The sequence below is a fragment of the Cobetia sp. 10Alg 146 genome, assembly GCF_029846385.1.
GTDB lineage: Bacteria > Pseudomonadota > Gammaproteobacteria > Pseudomonadales > Halomonadaceae > Cobetia > Cobetia marina.
This window is the reverse complement of the sequence record NZ_JARWKT010000002.1, coordinates 627,675-641,516: the sequence shown is the minus strand read 5'-3', so window position 1 is coordinate 641,516 and position 13,842 is coordinate 627,675. Positions and strand designations below refer to the sequence as shown.

The 13,842-nt window shown below is 62.3% G+C and carries 10 protein-coding genes and 4 tRNA genes; 7 read left to right on the top strand and 7 right to left on the bottom strand.

The annotated features are described in order from the left end of the window. Nucleotides 1-5 precede the first annotated feature (5 nt). The 3 genes from ugpE to ugpB form a co-directional block, all read right to left on the bottom strand. On the bottom strand, nucleotides 6-851 hold the full coding sequence (gene ugpE, locus QD172_RS05760; RefSeq protein WP_084209256.1) for a sn-glycerol-3-phosphate ABC transporter permease UgpE: 846 nt from the start codon (nucleotides 849-851) through the stop codon (nucleotides 6-8). Then, nucleotides 851-1,726, bottom strand: a complete 876-nt coding sequence (gene ugpA / locus QD172_RS05755) for a sn-glycerol-3-phosphate ABC transporter permease UgpA (RefSeq protein WP_077371440.1) — start codon at nucleotides 1,724-1,726, stop codon at nucleotides 851-853. Before ugpA ends, ugpE begins: the two co-directional genes overlap by 1 nt. 191 nt (nucleotides 1,727-1,917) lie before the next feature. After that, nucleotides 1,918-3,258: a sn-glycerol-3-phosphate ABC transporter substrate-binding protein UgpB gene (gene ugpB / locus QD172_RS05750; RefSeq protein ID WP_279855240.1), complete on the bottom strand. Its 1,341-nt coding sequence runs from the start codon at nucleotides 3,256-3,258 to the stop codon at nucleotides 1,918-1,920. A gap of 304 nt (nucleotides 3,259-3,562) precedes the next feature. On the opposite strand from ugpB, the gene QD172_RS05745 reads away from it, so the two are divergent. After that, complete coding sequence (locus QD172_RS05745; RefSeq protein WP_077371445.1) at nucleotides 3,563-4,150, top strand: hypothetical protein; 588 nt, start codon at nucleotides 3,563-3,565, stop codon at nucleotides 4,148-4,150. Nucleotides 4,151-4,275: 125 nt separating this feature from the next. Here QD172_RS05745 and QD172_RS05740 read toward each other — a convergent pair whose 3' ends face one another. Further along, entirely contained in the window at nucleotides 4,276-6,744 is a 2,469-nt protein-coding gene (locus QD172_RS05740) for an acyl-CoA dehydrogenase (RefSeq protein WP_279855208.1), read from the bottom strand. A 38-nt stretch (nucleotides 6,745-6,782) separates the two neighbouring features. Between QD172_RS05740 and QD172_RS05735 the strand changes: the two genes are divergently transcribed. Beyond that, nucleotides 6,783-7,031, top strand: a complete 249-nt coding sequence (locus QD172_RS05735; protein ID WP_084209253.1) for a hypothetical protein — start codon at nucleotides 6,783-6,785, stop codon at nucleotides 7,029-7,031. 238 nt (nucleotides 7,032-7,269) lie between these two features. Here QD172_RS05735 and betA read toward each other — a convergent pair whose 3' ends face one another. From betA to betI, 3 genes are all read right to left on the bottom strand, one after another. Beyond that, nucleotides 7,270-8,985 carry a choline dehydrogenase gene (gene betA / locus QD172_RS05730; protein ID WP_279855207.1) on the bottom strand — a complete coding sequence of 572 codons (1,716 nt, stop codon included), beginning with the start codon at nucleotides 8,983-8,985 and terminating at the stop codon, nucleotides 7,270-7,272. A gap of 370 nt (nucleotides 8,986-9,355) precedes the next feature. Further along, nucleotides 9,356-10,837 (bottom strand): betaine-aldehyde dehydrogenase, encoded by a 1,482-nt coding sequence (gene betB / locus QD172_RS05725; protein ID WP_077371457.1) that lies wholly within the window; start codon nucleotides 10,835-10,837, stop codon nucleotides 9,356-9,358. Nucleotides 10,838-10,923: 86 nt separating this feature from the next. Beyond that, entirely contained in the window at nucleotides 10,924-11,586 is a 663-nt protein-coding gene (betI, locus tag QD172_RS05720; RefSeq protein WP_279855206.1) for a transcriptional regulator BetI, read from the bottom strand. Between the two features lie 539 nt (nucleotides 11,587-12,125). On the opposite strand from betI, the gene QD172_RS05715 reads away from it, so the two are divergent. From QD172_RS05715 to QD172_RS05695, 5 genes are all read left to right on the top strand, one after another. Next, nucleotides 12,126-13,034 carry a choline ABC transporter substrate-binding protein gene (locus tag QD172_RS05715; RefSeq protein ID WP_279855239.1) on the top strand — a complete coding sequence of 303 codons (909 nt, stop codon included), beginning with the start codon at nucleotides 12,126-12,128 and terminating at the stop codon, nucleotides 13,032-13,034. An 87-nt stretch (nucleotides 13,035-13,121) separates the two neighbouring features. After that, nucleotides 13,122-13,198 (top strand) — tRNA-Met (locus tag QD172_RS05710). A 174-nt stretch (nucleotides 13,199-13,372) separates the two neighbouring features. Continuing rightward, nucleotides 13,373-13,448: transfer RNA gene (locus tag QD172_RS05705), tRNA-Asn, on the top strand. Between the two features lie 78 nt (nucleotides 13,449-13,526). After that, a tRNA-Asn gene (locus QD172_RS05700) sits at nucleotides 13,527-13,602 on the top strand. A gap of 97 nt (nucleotides 13,603-13,699) precedes the next feature. Next, nucleotides 13,700-13,775: transfer RNA gene (locus tag QD172_RS05695), tRNA-Asn, on the top strand. The last annotated feature ends 67 nt before the right edge of the window (nucleotides 13,776-13,842 follow it).

Genomic DNA, 13,842 nt, shown 5'->3' with positions numbered 1-13,842 from the left:
GGAGGTCACTTCTCGCTGTCCACCAGCCCCTTGATGAAGTAGCGCTGCATGAACAGGATCACCAGCACCGGCGGCCCCATGGCCAGCAGCGTGGTGGCGGTGACGTCCTGCCACGGCACCAGGCCGTCGCCGGTGGTCAGCATGCGCTTGAGGCTGACGACGATGGTCAGGTAGTCGGCATCCGTGGTGATCAGCAGCGGCCACAGGTACTGATTCCAGCCGTAGATGAACATGATCACGAACAGTGCCGCGATGTTGGTCTTCGACAGCGGCAGCAGGATGTCCTTGAGGAAGCGCCACGGCCCGGCGCCATCGATGCGTGCCGCCTCGACCAGTTCGGCCGGGATGGTCAGATAGAACTGGCGCAGCAGGAAGGTCGCGGTAGCGCTGGCGATCAGCGGCAGGATCAGGCCTGCATAGCTGTCCAGCATGTTGAGGTCGGCCACCACCTTGAAGGTCGGCAGGATGCGCACCTCCACCGGCAACATCAGGGTGATGAAGATCAGCCAGAAGCACAGCTTGCGGAAGCGGAACTCGAAGAACACGATCGCATAGGCCGCCAGTACCGAGATGATGATCTTGCCGATGGCGATGCCCAGTGCCATCAGCATCGAATTGAACAGCAGGGTCATCACGTCGGCGCCGAGACTGCTGACGGGGTCTTCCAGCAGGTGGCGGTAGTTGTCGAATCCTGCCTCGCCTATCCAGACGGGGGCGACGTTGGAGTAGAGGTCGCCCATCTCGTGGGTGCTGGCGCTGAAGGCGATCCACACCGGCAGGAAGAACAGCGCGCAGCCGACGATCAAGAGCGCATGGCTTGCGATATCAAGCCCGGGACGGTTGTAGCGCATCAGTACTGCACCTTCTTCTCGACATACTTGAACTGGATCAGCGTCAGCACGCCGACGATGACCATCAACAACACCGACTGGGCGGCACTCGACCCCAGATCCTGACCGACGAAACCGTCTTCATACACCTTGTAGACCAGGGTGCGCGTCGAGCCGCCCGGACCACCCGAGGTGGTGGCATCGATGGTGCCGAAGGTCTCGAAGAAGGCGTAGACCACGTTCATCACCAGCAGAAAGAAACTGGTCGGGGAGAGCAGCGGGAAGGTGATGGTCCAGAAACGTCGCCAGGGGCCGGCGCGATCCATAGCGGCCGCTTCCAGCAGGCTCTTGGGGATCGCCTGGAGACCTGCGAGGAAGAACACGAAGTTGTAGCTCATCTGTTTCCAGATCGAGGCCAGTACCACCAGCAGCATGGCCTGGTTGCCGTTGAGGTTGTGATTCCAGTCGATGCCGATGGCGGACAGCAGTTCCGGCAGGATGCCGAGCGTCGGGTCGAACAGGAACAGCCACAGGACGCCGGCCACGGCAGGTGCGACGGCATAGGGCCAGATGAGGAAGGTCTTGTAGGTGCTGGCGCCACGCAGCACGCGGTCTGCCAGCACGGCCAGCCCAAGGGCGAGTGCCATGGCGCCGAAGGCGACGGCAAACGAGAAGTAGACCGTCGTCCACAGGGTCTCCAGATATTCGGCTTCGCCGAGGACCGCGAGGAAGTTGGCAAGTCCGGCAAATTCACGTGAAAGCCCGAAGGCATCCTCGATATAGAAAGCCTGTTCGATGGCCTGCAGGGCCGGCCAGAAGAAGAACACGCCGACGATGATCAGCTGGGGGGCCAGCAGGATCCACGGCGTGAAGGGATGTCGATTGAAATGGGCCATGCAGCAGAGGTCTCGCAAGGAAGAGGGACTGATCACGTCAGTCGTGTGCGCATGGTCGGCGTGGATTCGGCCGACCATGCGCCATCAAGCCGGGAGAGAAGGGAAAGGGCACCGGTTTCGGGTGCGCTTTCCGCTCTCTGGCATCCAGGCATGGTGGGCCGCCCAGGCGGCCCACCATGGTGTGGCGGTGTTCAGCCGTTGGCGCGCTCGAACTTCTCCAGCAGCTTGTTGCCGCGCTCGACAGCCTGATCGAGACCGTCCTGCACGCTTTCCTTGCCAGCGAAGATCTTCTCGAGCTCTTCGTTGATCACGTCACGTATCTGCACCATGTTGCCCAGACGCAGGCCCTTGGAGTTCTCGGTCGGGGTCACGGAGGTCATCTGGGTGATGGCGACGTCAGTGCCCGGATTCTCGGCGTAGAAGCCCTGCTCACGTGTCAGCTCCGCCGCGGCGGTGGTGATCGGCAGGTAACCGGTGAACTGGTGCCAGTCGGCCTGGACTTCGGGCCTGGAGAGGTACTGGAAGAACTTGGCGACGCCCTGGTATTCCTCATCGCTGTGGCCGGACAGCACCCACAGTGACGCGCCGCCGATGATGGAGTTCTGCGGCGTCTCGATCGCGTCGCTGTCGTAGGGCAGCGGTGCCACGCCGAACTCGAAGCCCTTGGCGCTTTCCTTGACGCCGGCATAGCTGGCGGAGGAGCCCATCATCATCGCGCACTCACCGGAGTAGAACTTCGGCGCCGCGTCATCGAAGCGACCGCCGAACACGAAGCGCTTGTCGGCCTGCCAGTCGTCGAGGCGCTGGATGTGGTCGACCACGGCGGTCTTGTTGAATTCAAGGCGGGTATCGGTGCCGGCGAAGCCATTGGCCTGGCTGGCGAAGGGTACGTCATTGCGTGCCGAGAAGTTCTCCAGCATCACCCAGGACGGCCAGGTGGTCGTCAGGCCACAGCTGCCCGCGCCGGAATCGACGACCTTCTTGAGGGCATCACCCAGCTCCTGCCAGGTGGCCGGCACGGATTCGACACCGGCCTTGGCCAGCATGTCCTTGTTGTAATAGGTGACCGGGGTGGAGGAGTTGAACGGCATCGACAGCATCTTGCCTTCGGTGTCGGTGTAGTAGCCGGTGACGGAAGACAGGTAGGCCTTCGGATCGAAACTCGCGCCTTCTGACGGTGCATAGTCCGCCATCAGCTGATGGGCCGGCATGATGGCACCCTTGGCGCTCATCATGGTGGCGGTGCCGACCTCGAAGATCTGCACGATGTCCGGGCCCTTGCCGGCCCGGAAGGCGGCAATGGCGGACGTCATGGTCTCGGAGTAGTTGCCCTTGAAGACCGGCTTGACGACGAATTCATCCTGACTTGCATTGAAGTCGGCCGCGATCTCGTCGACCTTCTTGCCAAGTCCGCCCCCCATGGCGTGCCACCACTCGACTTCGGTGGCGGCCAGGGCACTGGCGGAAGCGGTCGCGAAACCGACTGCCAGCGCGAGGCTGGCAAGATGACGGGTGCCACGGGTGTTGAGCATTGCGTGATGGGTAGGGCGGCGCATGGTCGAGCTCCTGAGAGGGTCCCTGGTCAGCCTTGTGGGAGTCGCGCAGGCTGACTGCTGTCGATCGATGGCGAACGATCAAGCGAACATCTTTTTGTTCTTATGATGATCGTCCGAAAAGCGTAGACGACTCTAGAAGGCTTTCCTTACAACTTTATGACGGTTGGATGTTCATGTGCGGGTAACTACCGTCGGCCCTGCACGGGGCGCGGTGGATCAGGCGATCATCCGGCGAGTGTGCTAGTCTTGCGCGCTGAAAATGCCTGTGGCGGAGAATGCGATGAAAGTGGTGGAAGTGAGTGCCGGTGCCCGGCGCGATGCGTGTCTGGCGATGCTGTGTGCCGAAGTGCATGGCCGCGAGGGGGGGCTGGATGCGCTGGTGAGCTATGCCGGTGTCCGAGGTGTCTGGTTCGAGAACGAGACCGCTCGCCTGTTCGCGCTGGTGGACGATGCCGAGCGCATCCACTCCGCCGCCCTGTTGGTGCTCGACGAGAATGCGCGCGGGCTGAATCTTGCCCTGTGGGCGACGCCGCCGGTCCATCGTGGCCATGACCACGGCATCGCGCTGGTGTCACAGCTGGCGGATCACGGTCGTCTGCAGGTGCGTCTCACCGACGGCTCGCTGGTCAGCGTGCTGCGTCGCGCCGGGATCAACGACTGGCTGGAGGCCGAGGCCGAAGGCGATCGCCCGCGTGAGCTGGTCGGCATGAATCCGGCGGCGCGTGTCGGCACTCTCGCGGCGCTGGACGAGCCGCTGCGTCTGGATCGCGAGCGCATCAAGCGCACCTTCAAGGCGCGCCCGAAGGACTTCGAGACCTACAAGAACGCCTTCGTGCGTGATCTCGAGCACTTCGCGCGTCATATCTGAGATCGAGATGACGCGAAGCATGGCGCCTCCTGCCAATAAAAAGGCCCCGCTCACTGAGCGGGGCCTTTTTGGTTCTGCGATCAGCGATCAGGTCTTGCATCGCTCACGCGGGCGTCGGCCGGTGATCAGGCGGCGTCCTGCTGTGGGTTGGAGGCTGTGCCGTCACTCGCCATCGGCTTGCGCACGAAGGCGTCGAAATCGAAGTGGTCGACGGTCAGCATGTCGAGTACCTCGGCTTCGAAGACGCGCATGAAGTCGCCATCCTCAGCGGACAGGATACCGGCCTCGACCGCCGCTTCGATGCGCGCTTCCGGTGACAGTGCGTCGGCCGGGATCTCGCCCTTGTGGTAGGCCTTGGCCAGCGTCTTGTAGATCGGCTCCGCACGCGGGTAATCCTTGAGCAGCGCGTTGTAGCGGGCGAGGGCATTGTCCTTCTGGCCTTCGTCCTGAGCGTCCCAGGTGTTGTCGGTCAGCTTGGTACGCAGTGCACTGTCGGTGGAGACGGCACGTGCGATCTCGCGGGTCAGGCTGTCCCTGGGCATGGCGAACTGACGACCACGCGGCAGCGTGACGACGCGCAATGTCGTGGCCAGGGCACGGTTGGGCAGGTTGGCGAGCAGTTCGTCGAGTGCCTTCTCGGTGCGATGCAGCAACCATTGCATGCTGTAGTGGAACAGCGCTTCCTCGTGCTCACAGGCGTCCGATTCGTGCCACTGCTTGAGCGTCAGGGACGCCAGGTAGAGGTTGGAGAGCACGTCACCCAGACGAGCCGACAGCATCTCGCGTGCCTTGAGGCTGGAGCCGAGGCTGGCCATGGCCGCATCGGCGGACAGCGAGAAGGCGGCGCTGAAGCGATTGATGTGGTTGGCATAGGGCGTGGCAACGGCGTCGAAGCCGGTGGTCTTGCCGCCGATGCCGAAGCTCTGGCTGAAGGCGCGGGCCGCGCTGCCGAAGATGAGGCCTGCATGGCGGAAGAAGGCCTTGTCGAAGGCGTTCAGGTCATCGGCATCCTTGGCGGCCAGCTCTTCCAGCACGTACGGATGGCAGCGGATGGCCCCCTGACCGAAGATCATCAGGTTGCGGGTCATGATGTTGGCGCCTTCCACCGTGATCGAGACCGGGGTGCCGGCATATGCCACGCCGATGTAGTTGCGCGGGCCGAGCGTCACGCCGCGTCCGCCGTGGATATCCATGCCATCGGTCAGCAGCGTGCGGGCCATCTCGGTCAGCTGACTCTTGAGGATGGCGGAGGGCACGGCCGGCTTGTGGCCGTTGTCGATCATGTTGGCGGTATGCAGTACGGCGGCCTGGCTGATGTAGTTCATCGCGGCCATGCGAGCCAGCGGCTCCTGCACGCCTTCCATCTCGGCCACCGGCAGGTTGAACTGGCGGCGAATGCGCGCGAAACCGGCGCTCCAGCCCAGTGCGTAGCGAGAGATGCCCGCGGAGCCGGACGGCAGGGTGATGCAGCGACCCACCGACAGACACTCGACCAGCATCTTCCAGCCCTGGCCGGCCATCTGCTCGCCACCGATCAGATAGCTGAGCGGGATGAAGACGTCCTTGCCGAAGATCGGGCCATTCATGAACGGCGCGCCGATCGGGTGATGGCGACGGCCGATGTCCATGCCGTCGGTATCACGCGGAATCAGGGCGCAGGTGATGCCGATGTCTTCCACGTCCCCCAGCAGGTGCTCGGGGTCGAACATGCGGAAGGCCAGGCCGACCACGGTGGCGACCGGCGCCAGGGTGATCCAGCGCTTCTCGAAGTTGAGGCGGATACCGACGACTTCCTCGCCGTCATGCATGCCGCGACACACGATACCGGTGTCCGGAATGGAGGTCGCGTCACTGCCGGCACGCGGGCCGGTCAGGCCGAAGCAGGGGATCTCGCGGCCATCCGCCAGGCGCGGCAGGTAATAATCCTTCTGTTCCTCGCTGCCGTACTTGAGCAGCAGCTCACCCGGGCCGAGGGAGTTGGGCACGCCGACGGTGACCATCAGCGTCTCGTTGACCGCCAGCTTCTGCAGTACCAGTGACTGCGCCTTGGCCGAGAAGCCGAGGCCGCCGTACTGCTTGGGAATGATCATGCCGAAGAACTTCTCGCGCTTGAGAAATTCCCACAGTTCCTCGGGAAGATCCGCACGCTCGCGGGCGATTTCCCAGCTGTTGGTCATGCCACAGGCGATGGAGCACTGCGTATCGATGAAGGCCTGCTCCTCACTGGAGATGCCCTCATTGCGCTGTGCGGTCAGGGTGTCCCATTGCGGCTTGCCGGAGAACAATTCGGCGTCCCAGAACACGGTACCGGCTTCCAGGGCTACCTTCTCGGTCGCCGAGACCTTGGGCGACACCTTCTTGAACATCGCGAACAGCCGCGGGCTGAGCCACTTGGTGCGCAGCGCCGGCAGGCCGCAGACGGCGACCAGTGCCGCGCTGATCAACAGCAGGACACCAAGCACCGGGGTGTCGATGCCCAGGCCGATGAGGCCGGTGACCGCCAGCACGCCGATGGCGGCCAGTGCACCGGATTCACGTGCCATGACGGTCAGCAGACCGGCAAGGGCGACGAGGATGAGGATGAGCTGCGTCATGGCAGGATCTCCAGGTTGCGTTGCGGGAGCTCTAGCGAATGGCCTTCCTCTTCAGCATAGCAGCCATGCGTTTAGAACAGTTGTTTGAATTATTGTCAGCCTATCCCAACTCGACTCACTCCGCCAGTCCACCCAAGGTCGAAGGTATGAAAGGTGAAGCGATGGAAGAGGCGTCGCGGGGAAAGCAATGGTGGCTGTGCAAGGCGTATGGGCAGCGAAAGGGGCCTTGGATACAGGGAGAGGCACTGGCCCCGGTCGGGACGTCATCGGAGCTGCTGATGCCATGAGACGGGATGAGGCGGTGCGGGCGGGATGAAGCGATGCGGGCGGGATGAAGCGATGCGGGCGGGATGAAGCGATGCGGGCGGGGAGAAACGGGGAGGTGGGCTGCCACGACGGAAGTGATGGTCTGGAAGCGAGACATGCCAGACATAAAAAAGGCCCCGCAGTGCGGGGCCTCGAACGATCGATGGTGCTTCCATGCCTGCCGTCAGCATAACGGAGGCTTACGTTGATCGCGCGGGATCAGCCGTTGATCGGCGCGGAATCGATCTGGCGCTTGGCGGGCTGCTTGGCCGGTGTGCCCGGCTCGATCACGAAGTAGTCGGCGTCGGACGGTGGCAGCGGAGCACGGCCCCGAATCTTGTCGGCCATCTTCTCCGCCAGCATGATCGTCGGTGCGTTCAGGTTGCCGGTGGGGATGACCGGGAACAGCGAGGCGTCCACGACGCGCAGGTTGTCGAGACCATGCACGCGACCGGCGCCATCGACCACGGAGGTCGCGTCACTGCCCATGCGACAGCTGCCGCACGGGTGGTAGGCCGTCTCGGCATGATTGCGTACGTATTCGTCGAGCTGCTCGTCCGTCTGGACATCAGCGCCCGGCGCCAGTTCGCGGCCACGGTAATCGTCCAGTGCCGGCTGAGCGATGATCTCGCGAGTCAGGCGAATGGCGGCGCGGAACTCTTCCCAGTCACGCTCCTCGGCCATGTAGTTGAAGAAGATCGAGGGCGCGGCCTTGGGGTCCAGTGAGGTCAGTCGGACACGGCCCTTGCTCTGGGAGCGCATGGAACCGACATGTGCCTGGAAGCCGTGGCCCTGCACCGCACTCTTGCCGTTGTAGCTGATCGCGATCGGCAGGAAGTGATACTGCAGGTTCGGCCAGGCCTCGTTGGCATCGCTGCGAATGAAGCCGGCAGCCTCGAACTGGTTGCTGGCACCCACACCGGTCCCCTTGAGCATCCACTCCAGGCCGATGGGCGGCTGGTTGTACCACTTGAGGGACGGGTAGAGCGAGATCGGCTTGGTGCACTCGTACTGGATGTAGAGCTCGAGGTGATCCTGCAGGTTCTCCCCCACACCCGGCAGGTGGTGCACCATCTTCACGCCCAGCGGCTCGAGGTGCTCACGATTGCCGACGCCGGAGCGCTGAAGGATCTGCGGCGAGGCGATGGCGCCAGCACACAGCAGCACTTCCTTGCGTGCACGTACGCGGTGGTCCTGCCCCTTGCGCTCATATTTCACGCCGACCGCTGTCTTGCCCTCGAACAGGATGACATCGGTGGTGGCACGCGTCTCGATGGTCACGTTGGCGCGCTTCTTGGCGGTATCCAGATAGCCGCGGGCGGTGGAGGCGCGACGGCCTTCCTTGGTCACGAAGCGGTCCATCGGGCCGAAGCCTTCCTGCTGATAGCCGTTGACGTCTTCGGTGGCCGGATAGCCCGCCTCGATGCCTGCCGCGATGAAGGCGTGATAGAGCTCGTTGTTGCCTTCCTTGGGAGTCGTGACCGAGACCGGCCCATCGCCGCCGTGGTAGTCGTTGGGGCCGATATCGCGCGTCTCGCACTTGCGGAAGTAGGGCAGGCACTCACGATAGTTCCAGTCAGCCAGGATGGGATCCTTGGCCCAGTTGTCGTAATCCAGCGCATTGCCACGGATGTAGCACATGCCATTGATCAACGAGGAGCCTCCCAGTCCCTTGCCGCGGCCACATTCCATGCGGCGATTGTTCATGTGCGGCTCGGGGTCGGTCTTGAAGTCCCAGTTGTAGCGCTGGCCCTGCAGGGGATACGCCAGTGCGGCAGGCATCTGGGTACGGAAATCGAAACGGTGGTCACGGCCGCCCGCTTCCAGCAGCAGGACACTGACGTCAGCGTCTTCGCTGAGGCGAGTGGCCAGCACGTTGCCGGCGCTGCCGGCACCGATGATGACGTAGTCGTATTCACGCTCGAATTGGCTCATGAAATCTCCTTTCGTATCAGATGCCACATGCGGGCGCAGGACGCCCCGTCGACGACGAGGGGTGGCCACTGCCGGGCGGATGGATACGGTGATGTGTCTGTGAGGAGCCGTCGGGGCAGCGCATGGCAAGTGGTATGCCATCACTGTCAGCGACTCGTCGGGATTCGTGCACTGCCAGCGCCGAAGTCATGAGTGGCGTGGCGTGCTGGCCGGCACGACGAGGGGTCGTCATGCCGGCGGGTGGGGCATCTGGCGCTATCTTCCGTGCATCAACTCACTGCAGCGGATCAGTGGATCAAGTGTCCTGATCCCGCATCCTGCGCCAGACGATGCTGCTGTCGTCGATTCAGGCCTCATGGCCTCTGGTGGCTCAGAAGGCGGACTCGAACGGCCCCATCTCGATCAGCACGGACTTGGTCTGAGTGTAGTGGGACAGCGTCTCGACACCATTCTCGCGACCGATGCCTGACTGCTTGTAGCCGCCGACCGGCATCTCGGACGGGGACTCGCCCCAGGTGTTGACCCAGCAGATACCGGCTTCGAGCTGGTGGATCACGCGGTGCGCGCGGTTCAGGTTCTCGGTGAACAGGCCAGCCGCCAGGCCATAGGTGGTGTCGTTGGCGCGGCGGATGACTTCCTCTTCGCTGTCGAAGGACAGGATGGACATCACCGGACCGAAGATCTCTTCCTGCACGATGCGCATGTCATCGCTGCAGTCGGTGTAGACGGTCGGCGCGACCCAGGCGCCCTTGGCGAAGTCGCCTTCGCTCATGCGCTCGCCGCCAACCAGCAGACGTGCGCCGTCCTGCTTGGCGATCTCCAGGTAGGAGACGACCTTTTCCAGGTGCTCGAAGCTGACCAGCGGACCGAAGGTGGTGGCGTGATCCTGCGGATCACCGGCCTTGATGCGTGCGACGCGCTCGACGATCTTGGCCTCGAAGGCGTCCTTGACGCTGGCTTCGACGAAGACGCGGGTGCCGTTGGTGCACACCTGACCGGAGCTGTAGAAGTTGGCCATCATGGCGCCGTCGGCAGCACGGTCGAGGTCGGAATCCGCGAACACCAGCAGCGGGGACTTGCCGCCCAGCTCCATGGTGACTTCCTTGAGGCTGGAAGAGGCGGACGCGGACATGACCTTCTTGCCGGTGCCGGCTTCGCCGGTGAAGGAGATCTTGGCGATATCCGGGTGCTCGGTGAGCATCACGCCGACGCGGGCATCGCCCTGCACGACGTTGAACACGCCGTCCGGCAGGCCGGCTTCGGTGAAGATCTCGGCAAGCTTCAGTGCGCTCAGCGGCGTGACTTCGCTGGGCTTGAAGACCATGGCGTTGCCGGCGGCGAGTGCCGGGGCAGATTTCCAGCAGGCGATCTGGATCGGGTAGTTCCAGGCACCGATGGCACCGATGACACCCAGCGGTTCCTTGCGGGTATAGACGAAGGCTTCCTGGCGCAGAGGCACCTGGGTGCCTTCGATGGCCGGCGCGAGGCCTGCATAGTATTCCAGTGCATCGGCACCGGTGACGATGTCGACCACTTCGGTCTCGGATAGCGGCTTGCCGGTGTCCAATGTCTCGAGCAGTGCCAGCTCGTCATTGCGCTCGCGCAGCAGGTCGACGGCGCGACGCAGGATACGCGAACGCTCCATGCCGCTCATCGCGGCCCACACCTTCTGGCCCTGCAGGGCGCTTTCGACGGCGGCATCCACGTCCGCGCCACTGGCCTGCTGTACCTGGGCGATGACGTCGCCGGTGGCCGGGTTGACGGTCTCGAAGGTTTCGCCAGAGGTCGCGTCAACGCGACGACCATTGATGTACAGGGTCTGGGTCGGGAAGCTTGCGTTGCTGTTGGCCATGCTTGCGCTCCTGTCAGGGATCAGAAAAGGGGAGAGTCGTAGAGTACCTGTGGGTTCAAGCGTCCGAGCGGGGGAGGCTGTTGCGCTCAGGCATGCTCGGCAGGCACCGGGTGCGTCATGTCAGACGCTTGTGCATCTGCTGCTGGCGTGGAGACGTCAGCGGCGTGTTGCGCCAGCTGGTATTCCACATATTCATAGGCCAGACGCCGGGCTCGCTCGACGTCCAGTCCCTCGGGGTCCAGCGTGCCACGCAACCACAGGCCGTCGATCAAGGCGGCGAGTCCTGCCGCCGCATCGCGTGCCTCCACCAGCGGCATCACGCGACGGAAGATGGCCGACAGATTGGAGACCAGACGACGGTCATTGACCTTCTGCAGGCGCTCCAGCGGTGTGCGGTGCATGCTGGAGGCCCAGAAGGCCAACCAGGTCTTGGAGACGCTCTGACTGACCTGGCTGCGATCGAAGTTGCCATCGATCACGGCGTGCAGGTGACTGCGGACGTCGTTCGAGGCGATCTCGGCGCGTCGCTCACTGACGGCTCTGCGCAGGTCGGTGAGGATCTGGCGCATCGTGGCCTCCATCAGGCCATCCTTGCCGCCGAAGTAGTGACTGATGATGCCGGCGGAGACGCCCGCATGCCGTGCGATCCGTGCAACGGTGGCGTCGGCCAGTCCTGCCTCATCGATGGCTTGCATGGTGGCCAGAATCAATTGGCGGCGACGAATGGGCTCCATTCCCACTTTCGGCATCAGCTTGCTCTCCCGTCAGGTGGCGTATCGGTGAAACTCGCGTAATCTTGGTACTGGTAGACGCCAAGGATACGCGGTTGTCACCGCATTGCTGAATCCGGCGTTCAATCGGGATTCGGCTCGATCTTGTCGTGACTCGAGTTTTATTGAACGTTCAATTAATAAAAAGTGTAGAGACAGAAAGGTGATGCGTCAAGTTGCATAATTCGTGGTTATTGAAAGCCAGGCTTGGTAGAACTATAGAGAACGCCAGAGGGCACAAGGCGTCCTAGCAAGGGCTGTGAAGGTGCCCACGAGGTGCCTCGTACGTCTGGCCCGGCAGCTCGTCAGAGACAGGCAGCTTCTCAACGACGGCATGGGAGCTTGTCGTGATGAGAGCGTGTCATGAGTGGCGCCTCCCGCGGGCTGTCACTTGTCGCCGGGCCGGGTGGGGATCAATGACACGTGTGACTGACGGACATGTACTGCTCATATAACAAAGAGAAGGGACAAGCATGAAATCATCATCAGGTTTTGCCGCATTGCCGCTGGGACTGGCCATGGGGATGCTGCTGGCACCCCAGGCGCACGCCGAGGTATCAGAGGAGTGCAGTACGGTGCGCTTCGCTGAGGTGGGATGGACGGACATCACTGCCACCACGGCGCTGACGCGCAGTGTCCTGGAAGGTTTGGGGTACGAGACGACCTCCGATACGATCTCCGTGCCGATCGCCTATGCCGGCATGAAGAACAATGACTTCGATGTCTTCCTGGGGAACTGGATGCCGTCGATGGCTTCCATCAGTGACCCCTATATCGACAAGGGGCAGGTAGAGCGACCGCGTGCGAATCTGCAAGGGGCCAAGTACACCCTGGCGGTGCCCCAGTACGTGCTGGATGCCGGCGTGACCTCGGTGGCGGATCTTGCCGACAACCTCGAGAAGTTCGATGGGCGCATCTACGGCATCGAGGCAGGCAATGATGGCAACATGATCATCGCCGACATGATCGATGACGATGCCTTCGGTCTGGGCGCCTTCGAGATGATCGATTCTTCCGAAGCCGGCATGCTGGCGGAAGTGAAGTCGAAGATCGCGGCCAAGGAGTGGGTCGTCTTCCTCGGCTGGGAGCCGCACCCCATGAACACTCGCTTCGAGATGGGATATCTGGAAGGCGCGGATGACTACTTCGGGCCGAACCTGGGCGGAGCGACGGTCTACACCAATACCCGCGCGGGATATAGTGAGGCGTGTTCCAATGTCGGTGCGCTGCTGGCCAATCTCGAGTTCAGCCTGGAGATGGAAAATCAGATCATGGGCGAGATCATGGATGAGGGTGCCGATCCGGATGAGGCAGCAGCAGACTGGCTCAAGCAGAACCCCAGCGTGCTGGAGGCATGGCTTGAAGGTGTCGAGACCACCCAGGGAGAACCTGGCCTGCCTGCCGTCAAGGCCTCGCTGGGCATCTGAGCATCCCGCTGACTCACTTTGACGGGCAATTGCAAAAAAAGTGCTTGCAATTCAGCAGCCTGACCTGCAATATACGCCTCGTCGTGTGGCTACATAGCTCAGCTGGTTAGAGCACATCACTCATAATGATGGGGTCCCCTGTTCAAATCAGGGTGTAGCCACCAGTGATTCCAAGGCCTGCATCCGTGCGGGCCTTGTCACATCTGGATGTCGCCATGTGCGCTTTCGGAGGTGGATTCGGCAGAAGGAATCGAGCGAGTTCTGCGGTAGGTTGAATGCCCGAAGGTGGTTGACGCCATTGAGTATTTCCGTATAATTCGTCGCGTGTTCAAGGTTGTTCCTCGATAGCTCAGTTGGTAGAGCAAATGACTGTTAATCATTGGGTCACAGGTTCGAGTCCTGTTCGAGGAGCCAATAGCACACGCAGCATGCTTGAAATGTCAGTCTGACAGCATCCATGATGATGTCGCTGGCAGATGGATTTCCGGTCGTTCCTCGATAGCTCAGTTGGTAGAGCAAATGACTGTTAATCATTGGGTCACAGGTTCGAGTCCTGTTCGAGGAGCCAATCCCAGGCTTCCTGCCAATGCCGGAAATGACGCTGGTAGATGAGCATCTCATCGTCAGCTTCGATATCGCCCTGATATCGATCGATATTTCGTTGTTCCTCGATAGCTCAGTTGGTAGAGCAAATGACTGTTAATCATTGGGTCACAGGTTCGAGTCCTGTTCGAGGAGCCAATATCACATCCCGTATCTCCCTCTCTTGCCAGTCGATCGTTCGAGATCCCACCTGCCTCTCGTCAGA